The following is a 24791-nucleotide window of genomic DNA, read 5'->3' as shown; positions in this document are numbered from 1 at the left end:
GACCGATCTTGCATGGACCTTGCGTGGAACTTGCGGTTACTTGCACAGCGCGCGAGGTCGGTGCTGCGGCTGCTAGCTGAACCGCGCTACCAGGGCGGCGCGGTCGAGCTTGCCCGGTCCGCGCAGGGGGAGCGCGTCCAGGACGAAGAGTTCCCGCGGCGCCGCGGTGACGTCGAGTGTCCGCTGAGCATGTGCGCGTAGTTCGTCGAGCGTCGGAGCTTCGCCCTCGGGTACGACGACGGCCACCACCCGCTGCCCCAGCCGCGGGTCCTCGATGCCGATCACCGCGCACTCGCGAACGGCGGGGTGATCGGCCAGCGCGGCCTCGACCACCTGCGGTACGACGGTCAGCCCGCCGGTGGAGATTGCCTCGTCCAACCGGCCGCTGATGCGAAGGACCCCGTCGACCACTGATCCGGCGTCGTCGGTCCGGAACCATCCGGGTTCGGCGAAGGCAGGGTGGTCGGGAAGCCCGCGGTACCCGGACGCGAGCATCGGACCGCCCAGCAGTACTCGCCCGTCGTCGATACGAATCTGCGCTCCGGACAACGGGATTCCGTCGTAGACGCAACCGCCGGACGTTTCGCTCATCCCGTAGGTGCGGACGACGGTGATGCCCGCTTCGGTGGCCTGCGCGAGTACCGGTGCGGGAGTAGCAGCGCCGCCGAGCAGAACCGCGTCGAGCGAAGCCAGAGCCTCGACCGCGGCGCGATCACCGAGTGCCTTGACCAACTGCGTCGGCACCAACGAGGTGTAGCGGCGCGGTCCGCTCATCGCGGCGACAGCGCCCGGCAATGCTGCAGGGTCGAAACCCGCACTGACGTCGACGATCACCGGTTGTGTTCCGGCGAGGACACTGCGCAACAGAACTTGCATCCCGGCGATGTGGTGCGGGGGGAGAACCAGCAACCAGGATCCGGTGCCGCCGAGGCGTTCGTGGGTCGCGTCGCCGCTGGCTCGCAGTGCGCTCGCGGTGAGCATCGCGCCCTTCGGGGTTCCGGTGGTCCCCGACGTGGCGACCACCAGCGAGATGCCGTCGTCGATGGGCTGATCGGGGTACAGAGCGTCGCTCAGTCGGGCCGTCTCGCGTGCGTCGGCCGCCGGGACGGGAAGCACGGCGTCGTGCACGCCGTCCAGGATCTGCGCGATGGCAGGCAGTACCTCGAAGACCGCCTCACCCTGTGGAACGGCCAGTGTGCGAAGAACGTTCACCGGACGTCCGGTCCAGCCAGTGGCCAACCACCGGCAGCCAGATGGCTTCGTACGCGGTCGACGTCGGTTTCGAGTGGCATCTCGTTGGTGATCTTCGTGATGAGGACCTGGATGTCGGTCTTCTCGATGGGCAGATCGCCGTCCTCGATCAACGCGTCGGCGACGGCGTCGACCTCGGTTTCGGAGAGTCTGCGAGTGAGGAGCGCGAAAAGTGGGATGTAGTCCTGCTCGGGGACGCCATTGGGATAGCCGGCCCGCAACCAGCCGACTATCGACGTGAGGAAGGGCGGAAGGGCCATGACGTCAGCTCACGTCTCGAACTTCGTTGTCGGTGTCCACGTCTTCGATGACCGGCCACCCACCTGCGCGCAGCCTTTCGGTGACACGATCGACATCGTCCTCGGACGGCTCCTCGTTGAGGATTCCCTCGATGATGGCGCGGATGGTGTCGTAGTCGACATGGCGGTCCGGCACTTCGTGTGCCGACTCGATGGACATCGAAACGACCTGCTCGATCTCCTCGTCCGTCAGACGACGACGGAGAACGGCGAGCAGCGCAAAATGATCCTTGTCCGGGATGCCCTCGGGATACCCGGCACGCAGCCAGTCGAGCACGCTGCGCAATGAATACTTGCTCAAATCCTCGGCCTCATTTTCGTTTCGGTGGTTTCAGTGGTGTGCCGCGACGACCACTCAGAAGACGTGGATTCCGAACGTGCTGGCCAAGAAGTTCTTCATCAACAACAGTATTCCGGCGAAGATCGTGACGAGCACGACCGCAAAACAGAGGTACGCACCCATTTTACCCAGGGTGGACGGTCCTTCGGTGCCGTCGGCGTTCGGCAGACTCAGCGACTTGAGGCCGAAGGCGAAGATCGCCGGCAGTCCGGCTCCGAAGAGCAGTCCGACTGCCACTACCTGCCAGAGCGAATCGAGGGTATCGGTGAGTAGATGCATTCTCTTGCGCCCCTTTCAGGAGTTGCGAGTGGGTTCGGTGGACGGAGTGGGATCAGCAGTCGGAATCTCGCGAGCCGTCGCATCCGGATTCTCGTCCCATTCGGCGGTCACGTTGGCGGCGTCTACGGGTTCCTTACGCGAACGCAGGTACATGAAGATCGCGAACGCGATGAGGGCAGCGAAGACGACGAGAACGCCGGCCAGGCCGCCGATCAGATGCGCGAGTGCCCAGCAGATGGCGCCGACCACTGCGGCCGACGGCAAGGTGATCAACCAGGCGGCGGCCATCCGGCCTGCGACGCCCCAGCGGACCTCGGCGCCCTTGCGCCCGATGCCGGTACCGAGGATCGATCCGGTGGCGACGTGGGTGGTCGAGAGGGGGAGTCCGAGGTGGCTCGACGTGAGAATGATGGCTGCGGACGACGCTTCGGCTGCCAGACCCTGCGGCGCTGCGATCTCGACTAGGCCCTTGCCCAGGGTGCGGATGATGCGCCAACCGCCCAGGTAGGTGCCGAGAGCGATCGCGACGGCACAGGTGAACTTCACCCAGAACGGCATCTCGGTCTCGGCGGTGATGGTGCCGTGAGCGACCAGGGCCAAAAAGATGACGCCCATAGTCTTCTGGGCGTCATTGGTGCCGTGCGCAAGTGAGATCAATGAGGCGGTGCCGATCTGGCCGAAACGGAAACCGCGCTCACGCTCGTCTTCCTTGACGGATGCGGTGATTCGGTACACGAGCTTGGTACCGACGCCTGCGACCAGGGCCGCGACGACCGGCGCGAGGATCGCGGGGACGACGACCTTGGTCAGAACTCCACCCCACTCGACGCCGCCCATACCGATGGAGGCGATTGCGGCGCCGATCAATCCGCCGAACAGTGCGTGTGAGGAGCTCGACGGCAATCCGAGCAGCCAGGTCGCCAGATTCCAGATGATTCCGCCGACGAGACCGGCGAAGACGATCAGCAGCAGATCCTGCCCACTGACCGCGCCGAGGTTGACGACGCCTTTGGCCACGGTCGCAGCGACCTCGACGGACAGGAACGCACCGACCAGGTTCAGGATCGCGGAAAGTGTGACCGCAACTTTGGGCTTGAGTGCTCCGGTCGCGATGGAGGTGGCCATTGCGTTACCGGTGTCGTGAAAACCATTCGTGAAATCGAACGCGAGGGCGGTGACAACTACCACCAGGAGGATTACGAGCTCTGCGGTCACAACGTGAATTGTGCGTATCGAACGCGTAAAAGTACAGCGAACGGGATGCGAACAGGGGCTCCGCGGAGTACGTCCCCGCGCGTGGGCTGCGGCGCTGCCGTTCGCGATGTGTTCAGCGCCACGAAATCGGAACCCTGTGTGGGACCTCACTTTTTGGTCTCACTCACCGGGAAGGCACATTCGGACCGTTTTAAACGCTGATTACCTACGGGCACCGAGCGCACCGGAACAGGGGTTTCACCCCTGTTTCTCGGTGTCTGTCAGTGAGAAGGAGAGCTCCGACCGTGAAGCCCAACAAGTCCACGAAGCTGATCGTGGCACTCGCCGCGACCGCCGTTCTGGCGTCAGCCTGCGCATCGAATCGTGGTGACGATCCCTACGCCGTCGCTGTCGGCGGACCCGGCGTCAGCGCAGACCTTGCGTCGAGCACATCCGACGCGAAGTTCGGCACCCTCGATTCGCCCTGCGGTGAAGGCGATGCCACCGGCGCAACCGATCAAGGCGTCAGCGACACCGAGATCAAGATCGGGTTCGGTGACGACCGCGGTTATGTGAAGTCTCCTGGGCTGAACAAGGAAATGAGCGATGCGGTGAACGCGCTCATCTCTTGGTGCAACGATCAGGGCGGCATCAACGGCCGCAAGGTCGTCGGAACCGACTACGACGCCGCGATGACGCAGGCCAACTCGGTCATGCAGGAAGCGTGCGCGAGCCAGTTCATGATGGTCGGCTACGGCTTCGCGATGGATCAGACCGCCGAGCAGACGCGTGTCGCGTGCAACCTGGTGTCCGTGCCAGGCTTCACCGTGTCACCCGACGCAGCCAACGGACCGATGACATTCCAGGGTGTCCCGTTCCCGGTCGACTACGCGAACGGTTCGCAGTGGTTCCAGATGGCCGAGATGCATCCCGATCTGGTGAACGACTTCGACGTCGTCAACAGCACGATGCCCACGATCATCAGCTCCACCACGAAGATTCGCTCGATCGCCGAGGCTGCGGGTTTCAAGCTCAAGGATTGCGGTGTCACCCTCAACTACGAGGGGGAATCGAGCTATGTGCCGTTCGCCGAGAAGTACAAGGAGTGCGGCGCGAAGGGGATCTGGACGTCACGATCGGCGAGCCCGTCGGAGCTGAACTTCGTGAAGGCCCTCGACCAGGTCGGGATCGATCCCATCTTCTTCGGTGAAGCCACCTGGTACGGCGCGACCGTCTCCGATTGGAACAAGGACACCGGACTGCTCGACAACCTCAACGCGGGCATGACCTTCCAGATGCTCGAGAACGCGGACAAGGTGCCCGCAGTGAAGAAGTACGTCGATCTGGTCTCCGAGCAGGGTGGCAAGACCGCGCTCCTCGGTATGCAGGCGGCGTCGTCCTTCCTGCTGTGGGCGGCCGCCGCGGACGAGTGCGGTAGCGATCTGACGCGTCAGTGCATGGTGAACGAACTCTCGAACATTCACGAGTGGGACGGCGGCGGATTGCATGCCGTCACCGATCCCGGCAAGAACATGCCGGCCACCTGCGGACTCATGACCTCGTTGAAGGGCAGTACCTACTCGCAGGCGTTCCCGTCCACCGCGGGCGAATTCAAGTGTGACCCCAAGTACCTCGTCGCGACCGACAAGAGCACCTGGGGAACCGAGCTCGGCGCTGACCGCGTGTCGACGAAGTACCAGAACGCCAACGTCATCAAGCCGCAGTCCTGATTCTTCCGACTCGGGCGGCGAGCGCCAACCGCCGCCCGAGTCCCTAACGAGGGTTCAGCCATGAACACTTTTGTCACTTTCACGATCCTGGGCCTGGTCCTGGGGTCGGTGTACGCGATCGCCGCCTCCGGGCTGGTACTCACGTACAACACGTCAGGAATCTTCAACTTCGCGCACGGTGCACAGGCAATGCTCGGTGCGTTCATCTACTGGCAGTTGCGCTACGGCTGGGAACTTCCCACAGTCGTCGCCTTGCTGATCTCGTTGGTCCTGGTCGGTCCGCTGATGGGTCTCGGCCTCTACGTCCTGATCATGAAAGGGCTACGCGATACCGCCGAGGTCACCAAAATCGTTGTGACGGTCTCGATCCTGCTCGGAATGCTGTCGATCTCGCACTGGTTCTGGCACCCCGAGACCGCTCGGACGATGCAGATGTTCTTCGGCGACCAGTCCAAGATCACGGTGTTCGGCGCGAGCATCCGCTACCACGAGTTGATCTGCATCCTCGTTGCGATCGCCATCGCCGTCGGCCTGCGCATCCTGTTCACGCGCACCCGCGCCGGTGTCGCGATGCGCGGCGTCGTCGACGATCCGGAACTGTTGCGCCTCAACGGCCACAATCCGGAGCGTCTTGCGGCACTGTCCTGGGCGATGGGTTCGACGCTCGCAGTCCTGGCCGGCATCCTGATCACCCCGATCAGTGGCGGCACACTCGAGGCGAACATGTTGACACTCTTGGTGATCGACGCGTTTGCCGCGGCCATGTTCGGCCGGTTGCGCAGCATTCCGCGCACGTTCGTCGGCGCCGTGGTCCTCGGGCTTGCCGGTACGTACGTATTGGCGTACTTCCCGACAAGTTGGAGTTGGACGTCGAATTTCCGTGTCTCCCTACCGATGATCGCGCTGTTCGTGGTGCTGATCGTGCTCCCACAGGACCGCTTGCGTGGCGCGGTCACTCGTACTCGCGAGCGGTACCACGTGCCGAGCGTGCGCAAGGCCGTCGGCTGGGGCGTGGCACTGATCGTCATCGTCTACCTGATCCGTCTGCTGATGGTGACCTCCGCCGTCACCACACTGACCATCGGAATGACGTTCGCGATCATCGCGCTCTCGCTCACACTCCTCACCGGTTACGCGGGTGAATTGAACTTGGCGCCGGTGTCTTTCGGCGCCATCGCGACCATCGTGGCCTTCCATTTCGGGATCTCCGGTTCCGGGTTGGCTGCGCACCTCAACCTGTGGGGCATCGTCGTCGGAGTCCTCGTCACCGCAGTCATCGGTGGCCTCGTCGCCCTACCGGCGCTGCGGCTGAGAGGGCTGTATCTCGCGCTGGCAACCATGGCCTTCGGAGTGTTCCTCTCCAACATGGTTCTTCGCGACACCACCGAACACGAGATGTTCGGCATGAAGTATTCGCTGTTCAAAGACGGCAACATCGCCCTCCCGCCGCTGAAGATCGGCCCGCTCGATCTGAGCAACGAGACGGTGTTCCTGATGACCGTGACCGCGCTGTTCTCGGTACTCGGCGTCGGCGTCATCGCGTTGCGTAACAGCGGCTACGGCCGCCGACTCGCTGCGATGAAGGACAGCCCGGCCGGTTCGGCCATGCTCGGACAGAGCCTGGTTCGGCTCAAGCTGAGCGTCTTCATGATCTCTTCGGGGATCGCCGGTCTCGGCGGCATTCTGATGTCGAGCGCCATGGGGTCCGTCTCGGGCGAGAGCTTTGCCATCATGGTCAGCCTCTCGCTGCTCATGCTGACCGTCGTCGCGGGTATCGGATACGTCACCGGCGCCCTGTTCGGTGGACTGATGGCCGGAATCGGGTTTGCGGTCATCATGGTCTCGTTCACCAATCTGGCTTCGGCGCAACCGGAGTTGGAGGGAATGTGGCTGCTCTTCGGCAACATCGCGGCAGTCAGCCCGGCACTGATCGGCATCGGCGTCGGCGCGAACCCCAGCGGAACGGTCCACAGCGTGATCGAGGGCTACCGACGGCTCGCCGGTGCCAAGCCTGTTCTGATCGGCGGCGCCGCAGTCGTTCTGCTGACCTACGTCCTTGCTCTGACCGGTGTACTCGGCAACTGGTGGTTCGCGTCCATCACGATCGCGGTGGTGTTCATGCTGCCGGTGATCGGTGAGATGGTCATGCCCAGCGCGGTTCTCACTCCGGAGGAACTGGCCGCCAAAGCGACAGTCGTTCCCGAGGACATCGGGATCGATGTCCCCTACAGCCCCGAGATCCGTGACGAGATCGACCGCGAACTGGGGATTCCTCAGTACCAGGGTGGCTCGCCGAAGGAGTTGACCGTCCATGTCTGATACACCACTTCTCGAAACGCGCGGTGTGAGCGTTCGTTTCGGTGGACACGTCGCGGTCAAGGACGTTTCGCTCACCGTGCAACCCGGCACCGTGACAGGACTCATCGGACCGAACGGTGCCGGCAAGACGACGCTCTTCAACACCATCACCGGGCTGCAGAAACCCACCTCCGGTCAGGTGTTCCTCGGTGGCGTCGACGTGACGAAGCTGCCGCCGCACAAGCGGGCAGGTCGCGGGCTGGCACGTACCTTCCAGCGGCTCGAACTGTTCGTCTCGCTGTCGGTGCGTGACAACCTGCGCGTCGCCGGAGACATCCACAAGGCGAACGGCCGCAACAAGATCGACGTGGATGGCGAGACCGATCGCCTGCTGGAGCTGACCGGGCTCACGGATGTCGCGGACAAGGACGTCGCGGACATCCCCACCGGACGGGCTCGCGTCGTCGAAGTTGCACGAGCCCTCATGACCGACCCGCGAGTGCTTCTGCTCGACGAACCGGCCTCGGGTCAGACCGAGCAGGAAACCGAGGTCTTTGCCGAGATGCTCACCGAACTTGCTGCGGGTGGACTCGGAATCTGTCTGGTGGAGCATGACATTCCGCTGGTGATGAAAGTGTGCTCGACCATCCACGTGCTCGACTACGGCGCAGTCCTCGCCTCGGGTGATCCGGAGAAGATCCGGACGGATCCGGAAGTGATCGCGGCCTACATCGGGACCGAGGAGGAGGCGGTATGACCTCAGCGAAAATTGGCGAGGCGAAAATCGACGAGGGTATACGCAGCCCCGACCGCGCCGAACCGTTGCTCGAACTGTCCGGTGTCCGCGCCGGTTACGGATCCATCGAAGTTCTGCACGGGGTGGACCTGATTCTGGAACCGGGCGCCGTGGTGGCGCTACTCGGACCCAACGGCGGCGGCAAGACGTCGACGCTCAAGATCTGCTCGGGCGTCCTTCCGGTCACCCGCGGCGAGTTCCGGCTCGCGGGCCAGGTCGTGAACGGAGTCGAGCCTTCGGAGTTGGCTCGGCTGGGGGTCTGCTCCATCCCCGAAGGACGCGGGATCTTCGCCAACCTCACTGTGCGGGAAAACCTGTGGATCGCCACCGGAACGGGCGTCGGGCTGGCCGAACTCGAAGAGGTTGCGTACGGCAGGTTCCCGATCCTGGGGGAGCGGCGCGGACAGTTGGCCGGATCGATGTCCGGTGGTGAGCAGCAGATGCTGGCGCTGTCACGGGCACTCGGCACTCACCCGACGGTGCTCCTGCTCGACGAGCTGTCGATGGGTCTCGCACCTCGAATCGTCTCGCAGATGTACGACGTCGTCGGCTCGCTTGCAGCCGAAGGCATTTCCATTCTCGTCGCCGAGCAGTTCGCACGAGCGGTGCTGCCCATCGCGACCTCGGCCGCACTGATGTTGCAGGGACGCGTCGTCAAGACCGGCGATCCACACGACATCGAAAACGAACTTTCTACCAGTTATCTAGGAGGATGACGATGACTACTCTCGCCGAAGATCGCCGTGAGGAATTCAAGAAGAACATCGCAGAGTTGAAGCTGGACAAGAAGCAGGCAGGCGGCGACGCGGCGACGCGCATCGCGGGCCTGGTGCTCATGGTCGTCGGTGTGGTCGGCGCCTTCGTCGTCTACATCTCTTCGCTGACGCTCTCGGACCTGCGGGATCTGGTGTCGTACCAGATCCTCACCGTGGTTTTCCTCGCCCTGACAGTGGTCGGTGCCGCACTCTTCCTGGCCGCATCGGTGGCAAAGGTGCTGCGGCTGTGGTTGGTTCGTCAACTGCTCGAGGGCCAGGCCCAGACAGATCAGATCTCTCAGGCGCTGAGCACGCGCAACTGATCTCTGCGAAGAACCGACAGATGCCCGCCACGAAAGTCGTGGCGGGCATCTGTCACTGCTCGGCTACAGCTGTGTCTCGGCTACAGCGGTGTCTCGACTACGCGGACGGTGGCCGGGAATCGCGTCGGATGGGATGGTCCTCCGGGATCTGCACCATCACGATCGGTGTCCCGTCCGGGTCGGCGATCCACATCTCGTGTAGACCCCACGGTTCCTGTCTTGCCTCGCGCGCGATCTTGACCCCGGCGAGAACCAGTTCGGTCTGAACGGCAGTGAGGTCCCGGACCTGCAGCCAGATCGCGCCGCGAAAGCCGCCCTCGCCGGTGCCGCCGTGCGCAGCGACTTCGATCAGACCTTGGCCGGCGAAGAAGACTGTGCCGCCGGGATATTCACGAGCGATCGCCAGACCGAGGGTGTCTCGGTAGAAGCTCAGCGTTCGTTCGTACTCGCTCGGGCGCAATATCGTCCGACTGCTCAGAATCTCCACGTCCGACCTCCCTCTCGCACCTACTGTGTCAGAAATACCAGGGATATGGTGACCAGTCGGGATCACGCTTTTCGAGGAACGAGTCACGACCCTCGACGGCCTCGTCGGTCATGTACGCCAAACGTGTTGCCTCACCGGCGAACAGCTGCTGGCCGACCAACCCGTCGTCCTGCAGGTTGAACGCGTACTTGAGCATCCGCTGTGCCTGCGGCGACTTGCCGTTGATCTTGCCGGCCCAGTCGATCGCGACGTTTTCGAGTTCAGCGTGGTCGACAACCTTGTTGACCGCGCCCATCTGATGCATTTCCTCGGCGGTGTACGTCTCACCCAGGAAGAAGATCTCGCGAGCGAACTTCTGGCCCACCATCTTTGCCAGATAGGCGCTGCCGTAGCCGCCGTCGAAGCTTCCGACGTCGGCGTCGGTCTGCTTGAACCGTGCGTGCTCGCGGCTGGCGAGCGTCAGGTCGCACACCACGTGCAGGCTGTGGCCGCCGCCCGCAGCCCAGCCGTTGACCAGGCAGATCACGACCTTCGGCATGAAGCGGATCAAGCGCTGGACCTCGAGGATGTGCAGGCGCCCGGCGCGTGCTTTGTCGACGGTGTCCGCCGTTTCACCTTCGGCGTACTGGTAGCCGCTGCGACCACGGATGCGCTGGTCTCCGCCGGAGCAGAACGCCCAACCGCCGTCCTTCTCGCTCGGTCCGTTGCCGGTCAGGAGCACCGCTCCCACGTCGGAGGTCATCCGGGCGTGATCGAGCGCGCGGTACAACTCGTCGACGGTGTGCGGGCGGAACGCATTACGCACTTCCGGTCGGTCGAAGGCGACGCGAACGGTGCCTTGGCTGACATGCCGGTGGTAGGTGATGTCGGTGAGGTTCTCGAATCCGGGGACAGGGCGCCAGAGCTGCGGGTTGAAGGTCACCTGAGCCACGATAGAGGCACGGCTCGCGCGTCTAACGGATACCTGAGGTAGAACACGTTCCCGGGCGCGCTAACGTGCAGGTCATGAGCGAACAAACCGCAGACGGCACGGAGATCGTCACAGACGGTGAGAAGCGGGGCGGATTTCCACGGTTCCGGCACACTCCCGCAGGTCCGGACTTCGGCCGCTTCGTCGAAGCGATGCGCAGGTTGCAGGACCTTGCCGTCTCGACCAATGTTCCCGACGACGTACTCGCAGACATCGCTACGCAAGCCGAAGAGCTTGCCGATCGGTTGACTCCGTACGAGGTCCCGGAAGGCAAGTCGCCCGCGGGCTCGAACATCCAACTGCCCGGACGCGGCAGCCTCCTCATGCTCCCGTGGATGGTCGAGAAGTTCGACACCGAAGGAGTCCGCAGTACCGGCGTCTTCCGCCGCTACCACCTGGGCGGCAACGGCGCCGCTCACGGCGGTGTCCTGCCCTTGCTGTTCGACGACGTCTTCGGGATGACGGTCCACGCGGGTGGCCGTCCGATCTCCCGCACCGGCTACCTCCACATCAATTACCGCGCGATCACTCCGCTCAATCAACAACTGGTGATCGAGGGGCAGGTGGATCGGGTCGAGGGTCGCAAGACTTTTGTCAGCGCGCGCCTGACCGATCTCGACGGCAAGCTCCTCGCCGACGGTGAGGCGCTCATGATCGAACTGCTTCCGGGACAGCCCTGACATGTTCCCCTCGTTCGACGATCTGATCGCGGACGCCGTGGTTCTCGCGCTGCCGATGCGAGTTCGCTTTCGCGGCATCACGACTCGTGAGGCCCTGCTCGTTCGCGGCCCGGCCGGGTGGGGAGAATTCGCCCCGTTCGTCGAGTACGACGACGAAGAGGCGTCGCAGTGGCTGCTCGCGGGTATCGAAGCGGCGTGGCTGGGTCCGCCGCCTGCGCTTCGTGACGCAGTTCCCGTCAACGCGACCGTGCCGGCGATCGACGCGTCTGCCGTTCCGGAATTGCTGGAGCGCTTCCCCGGGGCCCGGACCGCCAAGGTCAAGGTCGCCGAGAAGGGACAGTCGCTGGCGCAGGACGTCGCCCGGGTGAACGAGGTGCGTCGGCACATCCCGAACGTACGCGTCGACGCCAACGGCGGGTGGAGCGTGGACGAGGCGATCACGGCCTTGCGAGCGATCACCGATGACGGTGAACTCGAATACGCCGAGCAGCCGTGTGCAAGCGTCGAGGAACTGGTCAGGGTCCGCGCCGCGGGGACCGGTGTGCGGATTGCTGCCGACGAGAGCATTCGCCGTGCCGAGGACCCGCTGCGCGTCGTACGAGCGGGGGGAGCGGACGTGGCCGTCGTGAAGGTGCCGCCGCTGGGCGGAATGCGTGCTGTGGTGGCGCTGTCGGCGCAGCTGGCGGACTACGGGGTGCCGGTGGTGGTCTCGAGTGCTCTGGACACGGCTGTGGGGATGTCCGCAGGACTGGCGGCCGCGGCAGCGTTGCCTTCGCTTCCGTTTGCCTGCGGTCTCGGTACAGGCGGCCTGTTCGTCCGGGATGTCGCGGTCACCGGAGCAGCCGTCGACGGGGCTTTATCCGTTGGTGCCGTCGAGCCTGATCCGGTTCTGCTCGAGACGCTGGCCGCGCCCGCAGACCGGCGCGACTGGTGGTTGGAGAGGGCCAGGCGCTGCCATCGGATACTCGGCAGTAGAGACCAGCCGAATTTCGTATAGTCTCGGGCGCGACCTGATGAACATCAGTGAAGAATGAAGGGATCGAAAGTGGTTGCAGCTCTGAACGAAACCCTGCTCGAGGAATCACGGGTTCCCGCGGTCGTCGCGGACGTGCAGACCTTGATCGACGCAGAGGTTTCGGATAAGTCGGGGGCCTCAGGGCTGGCTCTCAAGGGTGGCTACGGCGCGGTCAAGAAGGTGAGCCCGTCCATCGTGCCGGACGCCGTCACCGCGCTTCTGCCGGCTTTCGTGGCAAAGCTCGAGCCGTACTGGCAGGAATTCTCGGCTTCCGGTGAAGGTAGCTTCGCCGATTTCATCAGCGCCCGCGGCGACGCGGTTGCCGATTCCCTCCTCGAGGTGACGGACGAGCGTATCGAGGGCAGCGACAAGGCCGTCGTCAAGTCGATGTACTCGAAGCTGCGCGGTTCGGCGAAGAAGCATGTGACTGCAGCTCTGCCGCGTCTGGGCGATGTGATCCAGAAGCACGCTGCATAAGCGAACGTAAAACGACGAGTGGCCCGGGAGTTTCTCCCGGGCCACTCGTCGTGTTCGGTGCGTTTGTCAGTGAGCCGAATGTCCGTGGCGCCAGAAGCCGGTGAAGGTGATGTCGGTTTTGGCGAACTTCCGGTCGTTCACGAGGTGCCGACGCAGCCCGGTGGTGAGTGCCTGTTCGCCGGCGACAAAGGTGTACGACGGCCCCTCGGGCAGTTCGGCGGCGCGGGCGGTCTCGAGGGTCAGAACACCCGGCGTCGCGTGTTCGTCCTCGCGAACGAGCCAATGCACGTTGACGTTCGCCAACTCCGGAATGTCTTGCTTGTCTTCGATGTTCGGAATCTCGACGAAGACCTCGGCACGCAGGTCTGCGGGCGCGGATTCCAGAATGCCGATGATCGCGGGAAGTGCACTCTCGTCGCCGACGAGCAGTTGCCACTTGGCCTCGGGTGTGGGGTTGTAGATGCAGCCTTCGTCCAAGAGGGCGACCTCGTCGCCGGCCGACGCGGTGTCCGCCCACGCGGATGCCGGGCCGATGTCGCCGTGATAAGCGAAGTCGATGTCGATCTCCGTGGTCTCGCCGAAGAGACCGGATCCGGCGGCACGGTAGGCGCGAATCGTGTAGTTGCGCACGACGGGTCGCGTGTCCTTGGACATCAACAGGTACTGCGCATACCAGAGATTGCTGGCCGCGCTCGGCAACCGGAGTTCACTCTGGCCGACCTGCGGGATGAACATGCGGAACCACTGATCGGCACCCATCGGAGCGATGGTGGACAGCTCTTCGCCGGCAATGGTCACCCGGATGAAGCTGGGGCTGATTCGTTTGTTCGCCACGACCCGCGCCGACACGATGCTGCGTGAGGCCGGTTTCACGAACTTGGCGCGCTTGGCCATGACTGGTTGCTCCCTGATTAACTGTTACTCGTACCTAATCAGGTAACCCTAACCTGATTTACGGTCGCTGTGGAGTGGTGGGTCTGTCCTTTTCGACGACTTCGGGAGGAAGACCCCACTGCGCTCGGCCAAGTCGGCTCATCGGTGCGATTGCCGCGAAGTCCGGTAGGCCGTCGTCGGCGACAGCCTCGGGACGTACCGCGACCGCGACCACATTTCCCATCACGACAAATGAATTACCGACCTCGATCACCTGGTGGAGCGTGCATTCGATGGCGATCGGGGAGTCGGCGACCCGGACGGGGCGAACCCGCTCGCTCGGCTCGCTACGGATGTTCAACTCGAGAAACTCGTCGGCCTCGGCGTCGTAGAAGGCGGAACTCTGGTTCACCACGTCGGCAAGCCTGGCAGTCGCCAGGTTGATCACGAATTCGCCGGTCGCTTCGATGTTGCGCAGACTGTCCTTGCGTCCGACCGACGTGAACTGCACGATCGGCGGCGCCGAACTTGCCACGGTGAAAAAGCTGTACGGAGCCAGATTGCCGACGCCGTCCGCCGACAGGGTGGACACCCAGGCAATCGGCCGGGGGACCACCGAAGCGGTGAGTAACTGATAGAACCGACGGGGTTCGAGATCGGCTGGATCGAAGAGTGTGCGCACCCACACATAATGCCGCTGTCCCCGCCCCTGGGCATGCTTGCGCCCGAACATCTGACACTCTTGAAGGCGTGAATCCGTCCACTGCACAAGCCACTGCCGTCGTCGACGAACTGGTTCGTGGTGGCGTGCGTGAAGTCGTGCTGTGTCCAGGCTCTCGCAACGCGCCCCTCGCATTTGCCCTCCAGGCCGCCGATCTCGACGGCCGGTTGCGTCTGCACATGCGGATCGACGAGCGGACAGCAGGCTTTCTGGCACTCGGACTGGCAATCGCCGGGAAACGACCGGTCCCCATCGTGATGACTTCCGGGACCGCCGTCGCGAATCTCGGACCCGCTGTCCTCGAGGCCAACTACGCGCGAGTGCCGCTGGTGGTCCTGAGCGCCAACCGGCCGTACGAGATGCTCGGCACCGGCGCCAACCAGACCGTCGAGCAACTCGGGCTCTTCGGCAGTCAAGTCCGGGCCACCATCAGCCTGGGCCTGGCGGAGGACGATTCGACGCAGAACAGCCAGTGGCGCTCGGCGGTATGCCGGGTCCTCGCCGCTGCCCGCGGAACCCGATCCGGAAATGCGGGTCCGGTGCATTTCGACATACCACTTCGTGAGCCGCTGGTGCCGGACGTGCACGTGCAGGGACCGGTCCCGGAGGGCCGTCCCGGCGGTGCGGCCTGGACCACCACCCAGAACGCGACGCTCGATGTTCCGGTCGATCTGGACCTCACCGCAGATACGGTGGTCATTTCCGGACACGGCAGCGCACTTCGGCCTGAGCTGGCCGGCCTGCCGACCGTGGCCGAGCCGACGGCTCCGATGCACGGGATCGCACTGCATCCACTCGCGCTCTCGCAACTCAAGCCCAAGCAGGCGATCATCACCGGCCGCCCGACGTTGCATCGTCAGGTCTCGAAGGTGCTGGCCGACCCAGGCGTCGACGTCTACGCGCTGACTACCGGGCCGCGCTGGCCGGACGTATCCGGCAACGTACTCGCCACCGGAACCAGAGCAGTGGTCACCGGGACTCCCGATCCCGCCTGGATCGCTCGATGTGCCGCGCTGACCGAACACGCCGAAACTGCCGTCCGCAAGCAACTCGACGCCCACCCCAAGGCCACCGGCCTGCACGTGGCTGCTGCTGTGATGGATGCTCTCGCGGACGGCGACCAGCTTCTGCTCGGCGCATCCAACCCTGTTCGCGACGCGGCACTCGTGAGCTATCCCAAGCCCGCCGTGCGGGTGCTGTCGAATCGTGGCGTCGCAGGTATCGACGGCACCGTCTCGGCGGCGGTCGGCGCCGCGTTGGCGTACGACGGCGGCCGGACCGTCGCTCTCATGGGCGACCTGACATTCCTGCACGACGCGTCCGGGCTGCTGATCGGGACCGGTGAGCCGAGGCCGAGCGATCTCACCATCGTCGTCGCCAACGACGACGGCGGCGGCATCTTCGAGCTCCTCGAACAAGGCGACCCGCAGTACGCCGGAGTCTTCGAGCGAGTCTTCGGAACTCCGCACGGCATGGACCTGGCCGCGCTCTGTGCGGCGTACCGCGTGCCACACGCAGCGGTCACCGTCGACGCCCTGGCCACGACGCTGGCGCAACCGGCCAACGGCATCCGTGTTCTCGAAGTCGCGACAGATCGTAGTGGTCTGCGCGAACTCCACGCTTCCGTGCGGGCACAGCTGTGACGCAAACGGTTCTGCGTCGCTTCCGCATCGGAGTGCTGGTGGTTGCCGTCGGCATTTCGGTGCTCGCGGTCATCCTCGTTCTCGGTGCCTGGCGCAACGATCGGACCATCGAATCGAACATGGGCACAGCAACCGCCGAGGTGCTCTCGGCGGGATCGCTTCGGTCGGCGATCAGCTTCGTGACACCGGACGGCGCGAATCACAACCCTGAACTCGGCGTGCTCTACCCCACCAATCTGACTGTGGGACAACGTATCGAGGTGGAGTACTACAAGACGGAGCCCGACCTGGTCAGGGTAGCCGGACGCAACGCGACCGTGGCGCTGATCCCGGCCGGATCCGTGATCGTCGTGACGTGGCTTCTGGCTGGACCGTCGATCTGGTACCTGCGCAAGCGGGAAGCGGGGGCTCCGCGATCGGCGCCGGTCGCCTCGAGTTAGTTCGCGCTTCGCCCGAACTTCACACGAACATGACGTGGACTTTTCCTGGCCCTGTCACCGTTCTCGGTGTGAGAGTAGCCATCGTTGCGGAGTCATTCCTGCCCAACATGAACGGCGTCACCAACTCGGTACTACGCGTGCTCGAACACCTCGATCGCACTGGCCACGACGCCATGGTCATTGCGCCGGACACCGTCGGATCCGACACCTCTGCCGCCACCGAACACGAAGGCGTTCAGGTGGTTCGGGTGCCCGCCGTCATGGTGCCCAAAGTCAGTTCACTCCCCGTCGGCCTGCCACAACCACGTCTGACGACGGCCGTGCGGACCTTCGCGCCCGACGTCGTACATCTGGCGTCACCGTTCCTGCTCGGTGCCGGGGGAGTTGCCGTCGCCAAACGCCTCGGAATCCCCACCGTCGCGGTTTACCAAACCGATGTCGCCGGATTTGCCGAAAGCTACGGGCTCGGCGTCACCAGCCGCGCCGCGTGGGCGTGGACCCGTCGAATCCACAAGAGCTGCAACAGGACCCTCGCGCCCTCCACGTCGGCAGTCGACGCCCTCGAAGAGCACGGCATTCCGCGTGTCCACCGGTGGGCCCGCGGCGTCGACGCACAACGATTCGCGCCTTCGCGTCGTAGCTCGGTGTTGCGGCAGTCCTGGATCGGCGACAGCGACCGCTTGGTGGTCGGCTTCGTCGGCCGCCTCGCGCCCGAAAAGCACGTCGAACGATTGGCGGCCCTGGCCGGCGATCCCAGTGTGCAGATCGTCGTCGTCGGAGACGGCCCGGACCGCGAGAACCTACGACGACTGATGCCGGACGCGATCTTCACCGGACAACTGGGCGGTGCCGCGCTGGCCGACGCCTATGCGAGCCTGGACGTATTCGTTCACCCCGGCGAGCACGAGACCTTCTGCCAGGCGGTTCAGGAAGCCCTCGCGAGCGGTGTGCCCGTCGTCGGACCGGACGCCGGTGGCCCGCGTGACCTGATCTCGCATTGCCGCAACGGCTACCTCCTGCCGACGGACAGGTTCACCGAACTCCTGCCAAGCGCCGTGGACGCACTTCGTCAGCGTGATCTGCGGGTGCAGTTCGGCTCCGCGGCGAGGCGCTCGGTGCTGCACCGGACCTGGCCGGCAATCTGCGAAGAGTTGCTCCGTCACTACGAGGACGTGCAGGGCCTCGGGCGGCGAACGGGTGCCAGAGCAGCCTGAACGCCCTCGCTGCCCGAGGGTTGGTAGCGTTTCGGGTGTGGCCACTACACACGGAACCCGAGCAACTCTCGAGAAGCAACCGCACGAAGTAGCGTCGATGTTCGACGACGTCGCGGAGCGATACGACCTCACCAACACCGTGCTGTCCTTCGGCCAGGACAAGGGTTGGCGCAAGGCCACCCGCGAAGCCCTCGACCTCAAGCCGGGCGAGAAGGTGCTCGACCTCGCCGCCGGAACCGGAGTCTCGACCGTCGAACTGGGGCGCTCCGGTGCCTGGTGCGTCGCCACCGACTTCTCCAAGGGAATGCTCAAGGCCGGAATCTCGCGCAAAGTTCCGATGGTCGCAGGTGACGCGATGTACCTGCCCTATGCCGACAACGTGTTCGACGCCGCGACGATTTCCTTCGGCCTGCGCAACGTCTCCGACTTCGAAGCCGGACTGCGCGAGATCGCCCGCGTTACCAAGCCGGGCGGCCGCCTCGTCGTCAGTGAGTTCTCGACGCCCGTCTTCGGGCCCTTCCGCACGGTCTACATGGAGTACCTCATGAAGGCGCTCCCGCAGGTCGCACGCACCGTCAGCAGCAACCCCGACGCCTACGTCTACCTCGCCGAATCGATCCGTGCCTGGCCGACCCAGGAAGAGCTGGCACGGAAGATCGAGGCTGCCGGGTGGAAGAACGTCAAGTGGCGCAACCTCACCGGCGGCATCGTGGCGCTGCATTACGCCACTGCCTGAACTGCTGTGCGCCTTTATCAACCCCCGGCGGTTAATAAAGGCGCACAGCACTTGCTCAACCGAACAGCGGTCGGGAGTCGATCTTTCTCGACGCGGCCCCCGACGCGCGCCAGGCCTTTGCCGTCAGATCGGCGTCGGCGTCGGTGACGAGGTTCCCCATCACCCGAACGGCGACCGTCATCAGTGCCCGTGAGCGCATCGCAATCGGACCCGACGCGGGCAGGAACTGCGGAACCGTCAGCAGGCCTGCGAGCCGGCGCGCGACCGAGAACGCCTGCCCGTAATGCTCCCGAAGCACGGTCGGCCACAGCTCCGTCAGATCGTCGGTGCCGAGCTGTTCGACCACCAGACGTCCGCCTTCGAGGCCGTAGTCGATGCCCTCACCGTTGAGCGGGTTCACGCACGCTGCGGCGTCGCCGATCACGGCCCAGTTGCGTCCGGCGATGTTGGAAACTGCTCCACCCATGGGTAGCAAAGCCGAAGCGACGGAATGTATTTCGCTGCTCCACTGCCACTCGCTTCGGCGCTGATCGGTGTAGAGGTCCAGCAAGGGTCGCAGGGCACCTGGTGCCGGGCGCTTGGACGTCGCCAGTGTCCCGACGCCGATGTTCACCTCGCCGGTACCGAGCGGGAAGATCCAGCCGTACCCCGCCTGCAACGTGCCCTCCGCGTCCCGCAGTTCCAGATGCGAGGTGATCCACGGATCGGCGCTGCGCGGCGTCGCGACGTAAGCGCGTGCCGCGACGCCGTACGCGGTGTCCCGGTGCCACTGCCGTCCCAGCTTCTTGCCGAGCGTCGAGCGAACGCCGTCGGCGATGATCAGCGTCCGGCAACGAAGAGTGCTGCGTCCCGAGGGGCCGGCGAGTACGACGGCGGCTACTCGATCACCGTCGAGTTCGACGTCGACGGCCTTGGTGCCCTCGACCATGACCGCGCCCGATTCGACGGCGCACCGGCGAATGGCGTCGTCGAGTTCGGTGCGGGGGATGGCGCTGCCGATCGGCGGGAACGACGTCCCTGGCCACTCGAGTTCGAGTTCTTGTCCGAAGCCGGACAACCGTAGTCCCTTGTTCGTCGTGTGTGACCGAACCCACTCGCCGAGGCCGAGGAGATCCAGTTCGGCTACGGCGCGCGGAGTGAGTCCATCACCACAAGTCTTGTCTCGCGGGAACACGGCAGCGTCCACCAGCACGACGTCTCGGCCGCTGCGGGCGGCCCATGCCGCGGCCGAAGAACCCGCGGGACCTGCGCCGATGACCACAATGTCGGTTTCGGTCGGAAGCGTATCGACGACGGGGGACTGCTCTTCTACGGACACACTCACATCTTCCCAGGCTCGCGATCGCCACCGTGGCGAGGCCGTCCCGAGTGCGAACCGCTAGGTTCACTACCGTGGGAACCGAGCCGTCACTGACGACAGGAATGGGTACTGACATCGTGAGCACCGAAAAGACTGCTGCCGACGCAACCGCATCGAGCACCGTCGTTGCAGGCATCGACCTGGGCGACGAACAGCTCGCCGCAGTAGTGCGTGGTGGACTCTCCGATGTCGAGGAGTTGTTGGTCAGCGAGCTGTCCGACGGAGAAGACTTCCTCACCGAGGCCGCGCTGCATCTCGCGCGAGCTGGTGGAAAGCGCTTCCGTCCGTTGTTCACGATTCTGACCGCGCAACTCGGACCGGTGCCGAACGATCCGTCGATCATCACCGCAGCGACCGTCACCGAACTCGTTCACCTGGCGACGCTCTATCACGACGACGTCATGGACGAGGCGTCCATGCGGCGCGGAGCACCCAGCGCCAATGCCCGCTGGGGAAACAGCGTGGCGATCCTGGCCGGGGACTATCTGTTCGCGCACGCATCACGACTGGTGTCGACGCTCGGACCCGAGGCCGTTCGGATCATCGCCGAAACATTCGCCGAACTGGTCACCGGCCAGATGCGCGAGACGATCGGTGTCAAGAAGGAGCAGGATCCGGTCGAGCACTACCTCAAGGTCGTGTGGGAGAAGACCGGTTCGCTGATCGCTGCTTCGGGACGCTTCGGCGGCACCTTCTCCGGCGCCGACGCAGCTCACATCGAGCGCCTCGAGCGCCTGGGTGATGCCGTCGGCACCGCGTTCCAGATCTCCGACGACATCATCGACATCTCGTCCGTCTCGGCACAGTCCGGCAAGACTCCGGGCACCGACCTGCGCGAGGGTGTCCACACCCTGCCCGTCCTGTACGCGTTCCGCGAAGAAGGGGCCGACGCAGATCGCCTGCGGGAGCTTCTCGCGGGCCCGGTTACCGAAGATGCCCTGGTGGAAGAGGCCCTCGAACTGCTCGAGCGTTCGCCGGGCATGGTCAAGGCGAAGGCAAAGCTCGGCGAGTATGCCGTCGCGGCGAAAGCTCAGTTGGCTGAGCTCCCGCAGGGACCGGCCAACGAAGCGCTCGTGCGTCTCGTCGATTACACGATCGAACGAGTCGGCTGACACACCTGGGGTGAAACCCTGACGACCCTGGGTGGGAACCCTGATGACCCTGTCCTTCGTTGACTGAACAGAACCGGTGCATACGCCGGGAGTTCGGGTGAGCCTTCGGCTCCAGCGAGGCAAGAGGTGAGCAGTTTGCACGGCTACGCGAACGGTGCGAAGACATTCGGGTTGTTGGTGGGGATGTCAGCGCTGATCGTCTTCATCGGTTCGCTGTTCAACAGCCCGTTCCTTCTGTGGGGATCCGTTCTGTTTGCCGTCGGCATGAATGCCTACGTGTACTTCAACAGCGACAAGTTGGCGCTTCGATCGATGCGCGCCCAGCCCATCACCGAGGTCGAGGCACCGGCGATCTACCGGATCGTGCGCGAACTCGCCACGACGGCGCACCAACCGATGCCCAGGCTGTACATCAGCCCCACGAACGCCCCGAACGCGTTTGCCACCGGTCGTAGCCCTCGGCACGCCGCGGTGTGCGTGACCAGCGGCATCATGCAGATCCTGAACGAACGCGAACTGCGCGCCGTACTCGGGCACGAACTCTCTCACGTCTACAACCGGGACATTTTGATCTCGTCCGTGGCCGGCGCGATGGCCAGCGTCATCTCGGGCCTGGCGAACTTCGCGATGTACGCGAGCATCTTCGGTGGCCGAGGGAACGGGCAGGGAAGCAATCCGATCGCGCTGCTGCTCGTCTCCCTACTGGGACCGATCGCGGCAACCGTGGTCAAGCTGGCCGTCTCGCGCTCTCGCGAGTACCAGGCGGATCAATCGGGAGCCGAGCTCACCGGTGACCCGCTGGCGTTGGCGTCGGCGCTGCGCAAGCTCGAGTCGGGCGTGGCAGCCGCGCCGTTGCCGCCTGAGCCCAAGCTCGCGGCGCAGTCACACCTGATGATCGCCAACCCCTTCAGAGCGGGGGATAAGGTGAGCAAGCTGTTCTCGACGCATCCGCCCATGGCGGATCGTATCGAGCGTTTGGAGAAGATGGCGGGGATGTAGGGGCCTTCGGCCCCTGTGAGCCTTTCTGGTCGTCGGAACTACCAAAAAGGCGCACAGGGGCGCAGCCCCTACTACCGGTAGTTCACGAACTGCAGGGCGATCCCGAAGTCCTCACCCTTGAGCAGGGAGATGACGCCCTGGAGGTCGTCGCGCTTCTTGCTGCTCACACGAAGTTCCTCACCCTGGATCTGCGCCTTGACGCCCTTGGGGCCCTCGTCGCGAATCTTCTTGGTGATCTTCTTCGCGTTCTCGCTGCTGATGCCCTGGACCAAGGTTCCGGACAGCTTGTAGATCTTTCCGGACTGCGCCGGCTCGCCGGCATCGAATGCCTTCAGCGAGATGTCACGACGGATCAACTTCTCCTTGAACACGTCGAGGGCGGCCAGCAGTCGCTCCTCGGTGTCGGCGTTCAACGTGATCGTCTCTTCACCAGACCACTCGATCGACGCTCCCGTGTTTCGGAAGTCGAAACGCGTGGTCAACTCCTTGGCAGCCTGATGCAGGGCGTTGTCCACCTCTTGACGGTCAACCTTGCTCACCACGTCGAAGGACGAATCAGCCACTTCACACTCCCGCTTTCCGGTAGTTCACGAACATCGAGTTCCGCCCACCTTCCATACCGGTGGACACCTCGACGTTATCGGGTCGGCACCGCCCGTTACCACCCGGTTTGCAAAATGGGGGTGTGTTCGTTGTATTCTTCTCACCGCACCGAGGAAGCCGTTTTCGGCCGCCGCACGTCGCGATATACTTGCGAATGCGCCGGATCGAAGCCTGGTGCAAGCACGGCAGATTGCCCGAGCGGCCAATGGGAGCGGACTGTAAATCCGTCGGCTTATGCCTACGTAGGTTCGAATCCTACATCTGCCACACCAAGTCAGCCCCGATTCTCTTCGCGAGAGTCGGGGCTGACTTTTTTGTGCGTGTACCGAGGTCGAGCGCGCGTTGGCGACGCAGGCGCCGGCTTCGGCTCGGGGGTGTCGGGGGCTCAGGGGCCTCGGGATGGGCACCGGGGGATGGTTTCAGGGGGAGTGCAGGGTCGAGCTGGTTCCCGCAAAGCCCTCGCCAGCGGCCCCGATCGGTGCAACAATGGGCTCCGGCACCATTTTTGCCCCGATGACCAGCGGATTTGGTGCTGGCGCTCGTTCGTGTGTAATCTTTCGGAGGCTTCAAGAGAGCGGCAACGCACTCCTGAGCCACGCCCCCTTAGCTCAGTCGGTAGAGCGTTTCCATGGTAAGGAAAAGGTCAACGGTTCGATTCCGTTAGGGGGCTCGCTGGATTGTGGTGCCGTGCTTTCCGCGCGACACTCGACACCGAGGCGGTGTAGCTCAGTTGGTAGAGCAAACGACTCATAATCGTTGCGTCGCCGGTTCAAGTCCGGTCACCGCTACACAATATGCATGATCCACCCTGATTGCTCGTAATCAGATACACCCGAAAGAAGGCATCCCGTGGCCTCCTCGACCGACGTTCGGCCCAAGATCACCTTGGCCTGCGAGGTATGCAAGCACCGCAACTACATCACCAAGAAGAATCGGCGCAACGACCCCGATCGCCTGGAGCTCAAGAAGTTCTGCCCCAACTGCGGAACCCACCAGTCGCATCGCGAGTCGAAGTAGTAAGTCCTTAACAGGACGACGATTTTCGCGGAAGACCCTCTCTGGGCCTGCGTCTTCGGGTCCTAGCAAGAAGAGAGTCTCACCGCGTGACAGATTTGCAAGAGAACCAGGCAGCGGCCGAGGTCCCTACGGACCCGGCCGCTCATGCCGTCCAGATGGTCGGTCACCACTACCGTGTCGAAGACTTCTACGAGGTCGGACGCGAGAAGGTGCGCGAGTTCGCTCGCGCCGTCCAGGACGCCCATCCCGCGCACTACGACGAGTCGGCAGCCAAGGGCCTCGGATATGACGGCCTGATCGCTCCCATCACGTTCGTCGCCATCGTGGGTGCCATTGCTCAGCGACGTCTGTTCGAAGAGATCGTCACAGGCTACGACCTGAGTCAGATTCTTCAGACCGATCAGCGCTTGGTGCTGCACAAGCCCATGCAGGTCGGTGACCGACTCTTCTGCGACGTCTTCCTGGATTCGTTCAGGCAGGCCGCAGGTAGCGACATCATCGTGACCAAGAACATCATCACCGATCAGAACGACGAAGCAGTCGTCACCACGTGGACGACGCTTGTTGCTCGAACGGGTGGGGAAGTGGACGAGAACATCGCCCACGCAGTCAAGGACGTGATGATGCATGTCGCTTCGTAAATTTTCCGACGTGAGTGTCGGCGAACTTCTCCCCGAGAAGTCCGTCACCCTGACGCGTGGAAACCTCGCCAACTACGCGGGTGTTTCGGGAGATCCCAATCCGATTCACTTCAGTGACGAGGTCGCACGACTTGCCGGCTTGCCGGACGTCGTCGCGCACGGCATGCTCTCCATGGGCATCGGTGCCGGCTACGTCACCGAATGGCTGGGAGATCCGGGCGCAGTGACCGAGTACAACGTACGGTTCACGAGCCCGGTGATCGTGGCAGCCGACAAGGCTGCCGAGATCGAGTTCACCGCCAAGGTGAAGTCGGTCGACGAAGAAAGCAAGACCGCAGTACTGGCAATTGTGGCCAAGTCCGAAGGTAAGAAGATCTTCGGTCGTGCCACTGCCACGGTCCGTCTAGCCTGATCGCAGGGCGGATTGTGTTTGTTCCGGGGCTTTGAAGTACACTGAGATTTCTGGGATTCCTCAGCGCTGCGCGCTGCCCTGAATGTTGCAAGACATTCACCTCGGGTAGCGCGTATGTTGTGTGAT

General features: G+C 64.0%; 28 protein-coding genes and 3 tRNA genes. 20 read left to right on the top strand and 11 right to left on the bottom strand.

Annotated elements, in window-relative coordinates; translation table 11 throughout:
• Positions 1-72: 72 nt before the first annotated feature.
• Genes menE through RWT78_RS07175 form a run of 5 tightly spaced genes read right to left on the bottom strand, consistent with a single transcriptional unit; the run spans position 73 to position 3384 of the window.
• Positions 73-1212 carry an o-succinylbenzoate--CoA ligase gene (gene menE / locus RWT78_RS07195; protein ID WP_314674959.1) on the bottom strand — a complete coding sequence of 380 codons (1140 nt, stop codon included), beginning with the start codon at positions 1210-1212 and terminating at the stop codon, positions 73-75.
• The gene (locus tag RWT78_RS07190) at positions 1209-1511 is read right to left on the bottom strand and encodes a DUF3349 domain-containing protein (protein ID WP_003941976.1); all 303 of its coding nucleotides are present in this window, start codon (positions 1509-1511) and stop codon (positions 1209-1211) included. Before RWT78_RS07190 ends, menE begins: the two co-directional genes overlap by 4 nt.
• Before the next feature lie 4 nt (positions 1512-1515).
• Positions 1516-1851 (bottom strand): DUF3349 domain-containing protein, encoded by a 336-nt coding sequence (locus RWT78_RS07185; protein WP_003941853.1) that lies wholly within the window; start codon positions 1849-1851, stop codon positions 1516-1518.
• Positions 1852-1905: 54 nt separating this feature from the next.
• Positions 1906-2169, bottom strand: a complete 264-nt coding sequence (locus tag RWT78_RS07180; protein WP_003942079.1) for a hypothetical protein — start codon at positions 2167-2169, stop codon at positions 1906-1908.
• A 15-nt stretch (positions 2170-2184) separates the two neighbouring features.
• Positions 2185-3384 (bottom strand): inorganic phosphate transporter, encoded by a 1200-nt coding sequence (locus tag RWT78_RS07175; RefSeq protein ID WP_007728486.1) that lies wholly within the window; start codon positions 3382-3384, stop codon positions 2185-2187.
• Between the two features lie 284 nt (positions 3385-3668).
• On the opposite strand from RWT78_RS07175, the gene RWT78_RS07170 reads away from it, so the two are divergent.
• From RWT78_RS07170 to RWT78_RS07150, 5 genes are read left to right on the top strand one after another with little or no spacing between them, the layout of a single operon-like run.
• Positions 3669-5093, top strand: coding sequence for an ABC transporter substrate-binding protein (locus RWT78_RS07170; RefSeq protein ID WP_283543059.1), 1425 nt, complete (start codon positions 3669-3671; stop codon positions 5091-5093).
• 60 nt (positions 5094-5153) lie between these two features.
• Entirely contained in the window at positions 5154-7412 is a 2259-nt protein-coding gene (locus tag RWT78_RS07165) for an ABC transporter permease (RefSeq protein WP_314674955.1), read from the top strand.
• Positions 7405-8148 carry an ABC transporter ATP-binding protein gene (locus RWT78_RS07160; RefSeq protein WP_003942056.1) on the top strand — a complete coding sequence of 248 codons (744 nt, stop codon included), beginning with the start codon at positions 7405-7407 and terminating at the stop codon, positions 8146-8148. Before RWT78_RS07165 ends, RWT78_RS07160 begins: the two co-directional genes overlap by 8 nt.
• On the top strand, positions 8145-8903 hold the full coding sequence (locus RWT78_RS07155; protein WP_003941866.1) for an ABC transporter ATP-binding protein: 759 nt from the start codon (positions 8145-8147) through the stop codon (positions 8901-8903). The genes RWT78_RS07160 and RWT78_RS07155 overlap by 4 nt, the downstream gene beginning before the upstream one ends.
• 2 nt (positions 8904-8905) lie before the next feature.
• Positions 8906-9265, top strand: coding sequence for a hypothetical protein (locus tag RWT78_RS07150; protein WP_003942018.1), 360 nt, complete (start codon positions 8906-8908; stop codon positions 9263-9265).
• A gap of 97 nt (positions 9266-9362) precedes the next feature.
• Here RWT78_RS07150 and RWT78_RS07145 read toward each other — a convergent pair whose 3' ends face one another.
• Positions 9363-9752 carry a VOC family protein gene (locus tag RWT78_RS07145; protein ID WP_003941917.1) on the bottom strand — a complete coding sequence of 130 codons (390 nt, stop codon included), beginning with the start codon at positions 9750-9752 and terminating at the stop codon, positions 9363-9365.
• 28 nt (positions 9753-9780) lie between these two features.
• Complete coding sequence (locus RWT78_RS07140; RefSeq protein WP_024487301.1) at positions 9781-10674, bottom strand: 1,4-dihydroxy-2-naphthoyl-CoA synthase; 894 nt, start codon at positions 10672-10674, stop codon at positions 9781-9783.
• Positions 10675-10757: 83 nt separating this feature from the next.
• Between RWT78_RS07140 and RWT78_RS07135 the strand changes: the two genes are divergently transcribed.
• From RWT78_RS07135 to RWT78_RS07125, 3 genes are read left to right on the top strand one after another with little or no spacing between them, the layout of a single operon-like run.
• Positions 10758-11402 carry a PaaI family thioesterase gene (locus RWT78_RS07135; RefSeq protein WP_037129937.1) on the top strand — a complete coding sequence of 215 codons (645 nt, stop codon included), beginning with the start codon at positions 10758-10760 and terminating at the stop codon, positions 11400-11402.
• 1 nt (position 11403) lies between these two features.
• Complete coding sequence (locus tag RWT78_RS07130; RefSeq protein ID WP_314674945.1) at positions 11404-12399, top strand: o-succinylbenzoate synthase; 996 nt, start codon at positions 11404-11406, stop codon at positions 12397-12399.
• A 48-nt stretch (positions 12400-12447) separates the two neighbouring features.
• Positions 12448-12894 (top strand): DUF6918 family protein, encoded by a 447-nt coding sequence (locus tag RWT78_RS07125; RefSeq protein ID WP_003941973.1) that lies wholly within the window; start codon positions 12448-12450, stop codon positions 12892-12894.
• A gap of 66 nt (positions 12895-12960) precedes the next feature.
• On the opposite strand, the gene RWT78_RS07120 is transcribed toward RWT78_RS07125, so the two are convergent.
• Both RWT78_RS07120 and RWT78_RS07115 read right to left on the bottom strand, forming a co-directional pair.
• Positions 12961-13788 carry a siderophore-interacting protein gene (locus RWT78_RS07120; protein ID WP_054832169.1) on the bottom strand — a complete coding sequence of 276 codons (828 nt, stop codon included), beginning with the start codon at positions 13786-13788 and terminating at the stop codon, positions 12961-12963.
• 58 nt (positions 13789-13846) lie between these two features.
• Positions 13847-14449, bottom strand: coding sequence for a flavin reductase family protein (locus RWT78_RS07115; protein WP_037129934.1), 603 nt, complete (start codon positions 14447-14449; stop codon positions 13847-13849).
• A 68-nt stretch (positions 14450-14517) separates the two neighbouring features.
• On the opposite strand from RWT78_RS07115, the gene menD reads away from it, so the two are divergent.
• The 4 genes from menD to RWT78_RS07095 all read left to right on the top strand — a co-directional run bounded on the left by menD (position 14518) and on the right by RWT78_RS07095 (position 18521).
• A complete protein-coding gene (menD, locus tag RWT78_RS07110; protein WP_058038142.1) occupies positions 14518-16131 on the top strand; it encodes a 2-succinyl-5-enolpyruvyl-6-hydroxy-3-cyclohexene-1-carboxylic-acid synthase in 1614 nt (537 codons plus the stop codon).
• On the top strand, positions 16128-16571 hold the full coding sequence (locus RWT78_RS07105) for a DUF3592 domain-containing protein (RefSeq protein WP_054832244.1): 444 nt from the start codon (positions 16128-16130) through the stop codon (positions 16569-16571). The genes menD and RWT78_RS07105 overlap by 4 nt, the downstream gene beginning before the upstream one ends.
• Positions 16572-16639: 68 nt before the next feature.
• Complete coding sequence (locus tag RWT78_RS07100; protein ID WP_314674936.1) at positions 16640-17785, top strand: glycosyltransferase family 1 protein; 1146 nt, start codon at positions 16640-16642, stop codon at positions 17783-17785.
• Between the two features lie 37 nt (positions 17786-17822).
• Positions 17823-18521 carry a demethylmenaquinone methyltransferase gene (locus RWT78_RS07095; protein ID WP_003941879.1) on the top strand — a complete coding sequence of 233 codons (699 nt, stop codon included), beginning with the start codon at positions 17823-17825 and terminating at the stop codon, positions 18519-18521.
• 55 nt (positions 18522-18576) lie between these two features.
• Here the strand turns inward: RWT78_RS07095 and RWT78_RS07090 are convergent, their stop codons facing one another.
• The gene (locus RWT78_RS07090; protein ID WP_399551468.1) at positions 18577-19839 is read right to left on the bottom strand and encodes a geranylgeranyl reductase family protein; all 1263 of its coding nucleotides are present in this window, start codon (positions 19837-19839) and stop codon (positions 18577-18579) included.
• 104 nt (positions 19840-19943) lie between these two features.
• Here RWT78_RS07090 and RWT78_RS07085 point away from each other — a divergent pair, with 104 nt between their 5' ends.
• Entirely contained in the window at positions 19944-20993 is a 1050-nt protein-coding gene (locus tag RWT78_RS07085; protein WP_037129929.1) for a polyprenyl synthetase family protein, read from the top strand.
• A gap of 135 nt (positions 20994-21128) precedes the next feature.
• Positions 21129-21992 (top strand): zinc metalloprotease HtpX, encoded by an 864-nt coding sequence (gene htpX / locus RWT78_RS07080; protein ID WP_029254860.1) that lies wholly within the window; start codon positions 21129-21131, stop codon positions 21990-21992.
• A 71-nt stretch (positions 21993-22063) separates the two neighbouring features.
• Here the strand turns inward: htpX and RWT78_RS07075 are convergent, their stop codons facing one another.
• Positions 22064-22555, bottom strand: a complete 492-nt coding sequence (locus tag RWT78_RS07075; protein WP_003941854.1) for a YajQ family cyclic di-GMP-binding protein — start codon at positions 22553-22555, stop codon at positions 22064-22066.
• 224 nt (positions 22556-22779) lie between these two features.
• On the opposite strand from RWT78_RS07075, the gene RWT78_RS07070 reads away from it, so the two are divergent.
• The 6 genes from RWT78_RS07070 to hadB all read left to right on the top strand — a co-directional run bounded on the left by RWT78_RS07070 (position 22780) and on the right by hadB (position 24665).
• A tRNA-Tyr gene (locus tag RWT78_RS07070) sits at positions 22780-22862 on the top strand.
• 330 nt (positions 22863-23192) lie between these two features.
• Positions 23193-23265: transfer RNA gene (locus RWT78_RS07065), tRNA-Thr, on the top strand.
• 45 nt (positions 23266-23310) lie between these two features.
• Positions 23311-23383 (top strand) — tRNA-Met (locus RWT78_RS07060).
• 61 nt (positions 23384-23444) lie between these two features.
• Complete coding sequence (gene rpmG, locus RWT78_RS07055; protein ID WP_003941903.1) at positions 23445-23612, top strand: 50S ribosomal protein L33; 168 nt, start codon at positions 23445-23447, stop codon at positions 23610-23612.
• A gap of 86 nt (positions 23613-23698) precedes the next feature.
• Complete coding sequence (gene hadA / locus RWT78_RS07050) at positions 23699-24253, top strand: (3R)-hydroxyacyl-ACP dehydratase subunit HadA (RefSeq protein WP_019744315.1); 555 nt, start codon at positions 23699-23701, stop codon at positions 24251-24253.
• A complete protein-coding gene (gene hadB / locus RWT78_RS07045; protein ID WP_047268906.1) occupies positions 24240-24665 on the top strand; it encodes a (3R)-hydroxyacyl-ACP dehydratase subunit HadB in 426 nt (141 codons plus the stop codon). The genes hadA and hadB overlap by 14 nt, the downstream gene beginning before the upstream one ends.
• The last annotated feature ends 126 nt before the right edge of the window (positions 24666-24791 follow it).

The organism is uncultured Rhodococcus sp. (assembly GCF_963525155.1).
Taxonomy (GTDB): Bacteria; Actinomycetota; Actinomycetes; order Mycobacteriales; family Mycobacteriaceae; genus Rhodococcus_F; species Rhodococcus_F qingshengii.
Note: the sequence above shows the minus strand (reverse complement) of the source record. Positions and strands in the feature narration are given on the sequence as shown.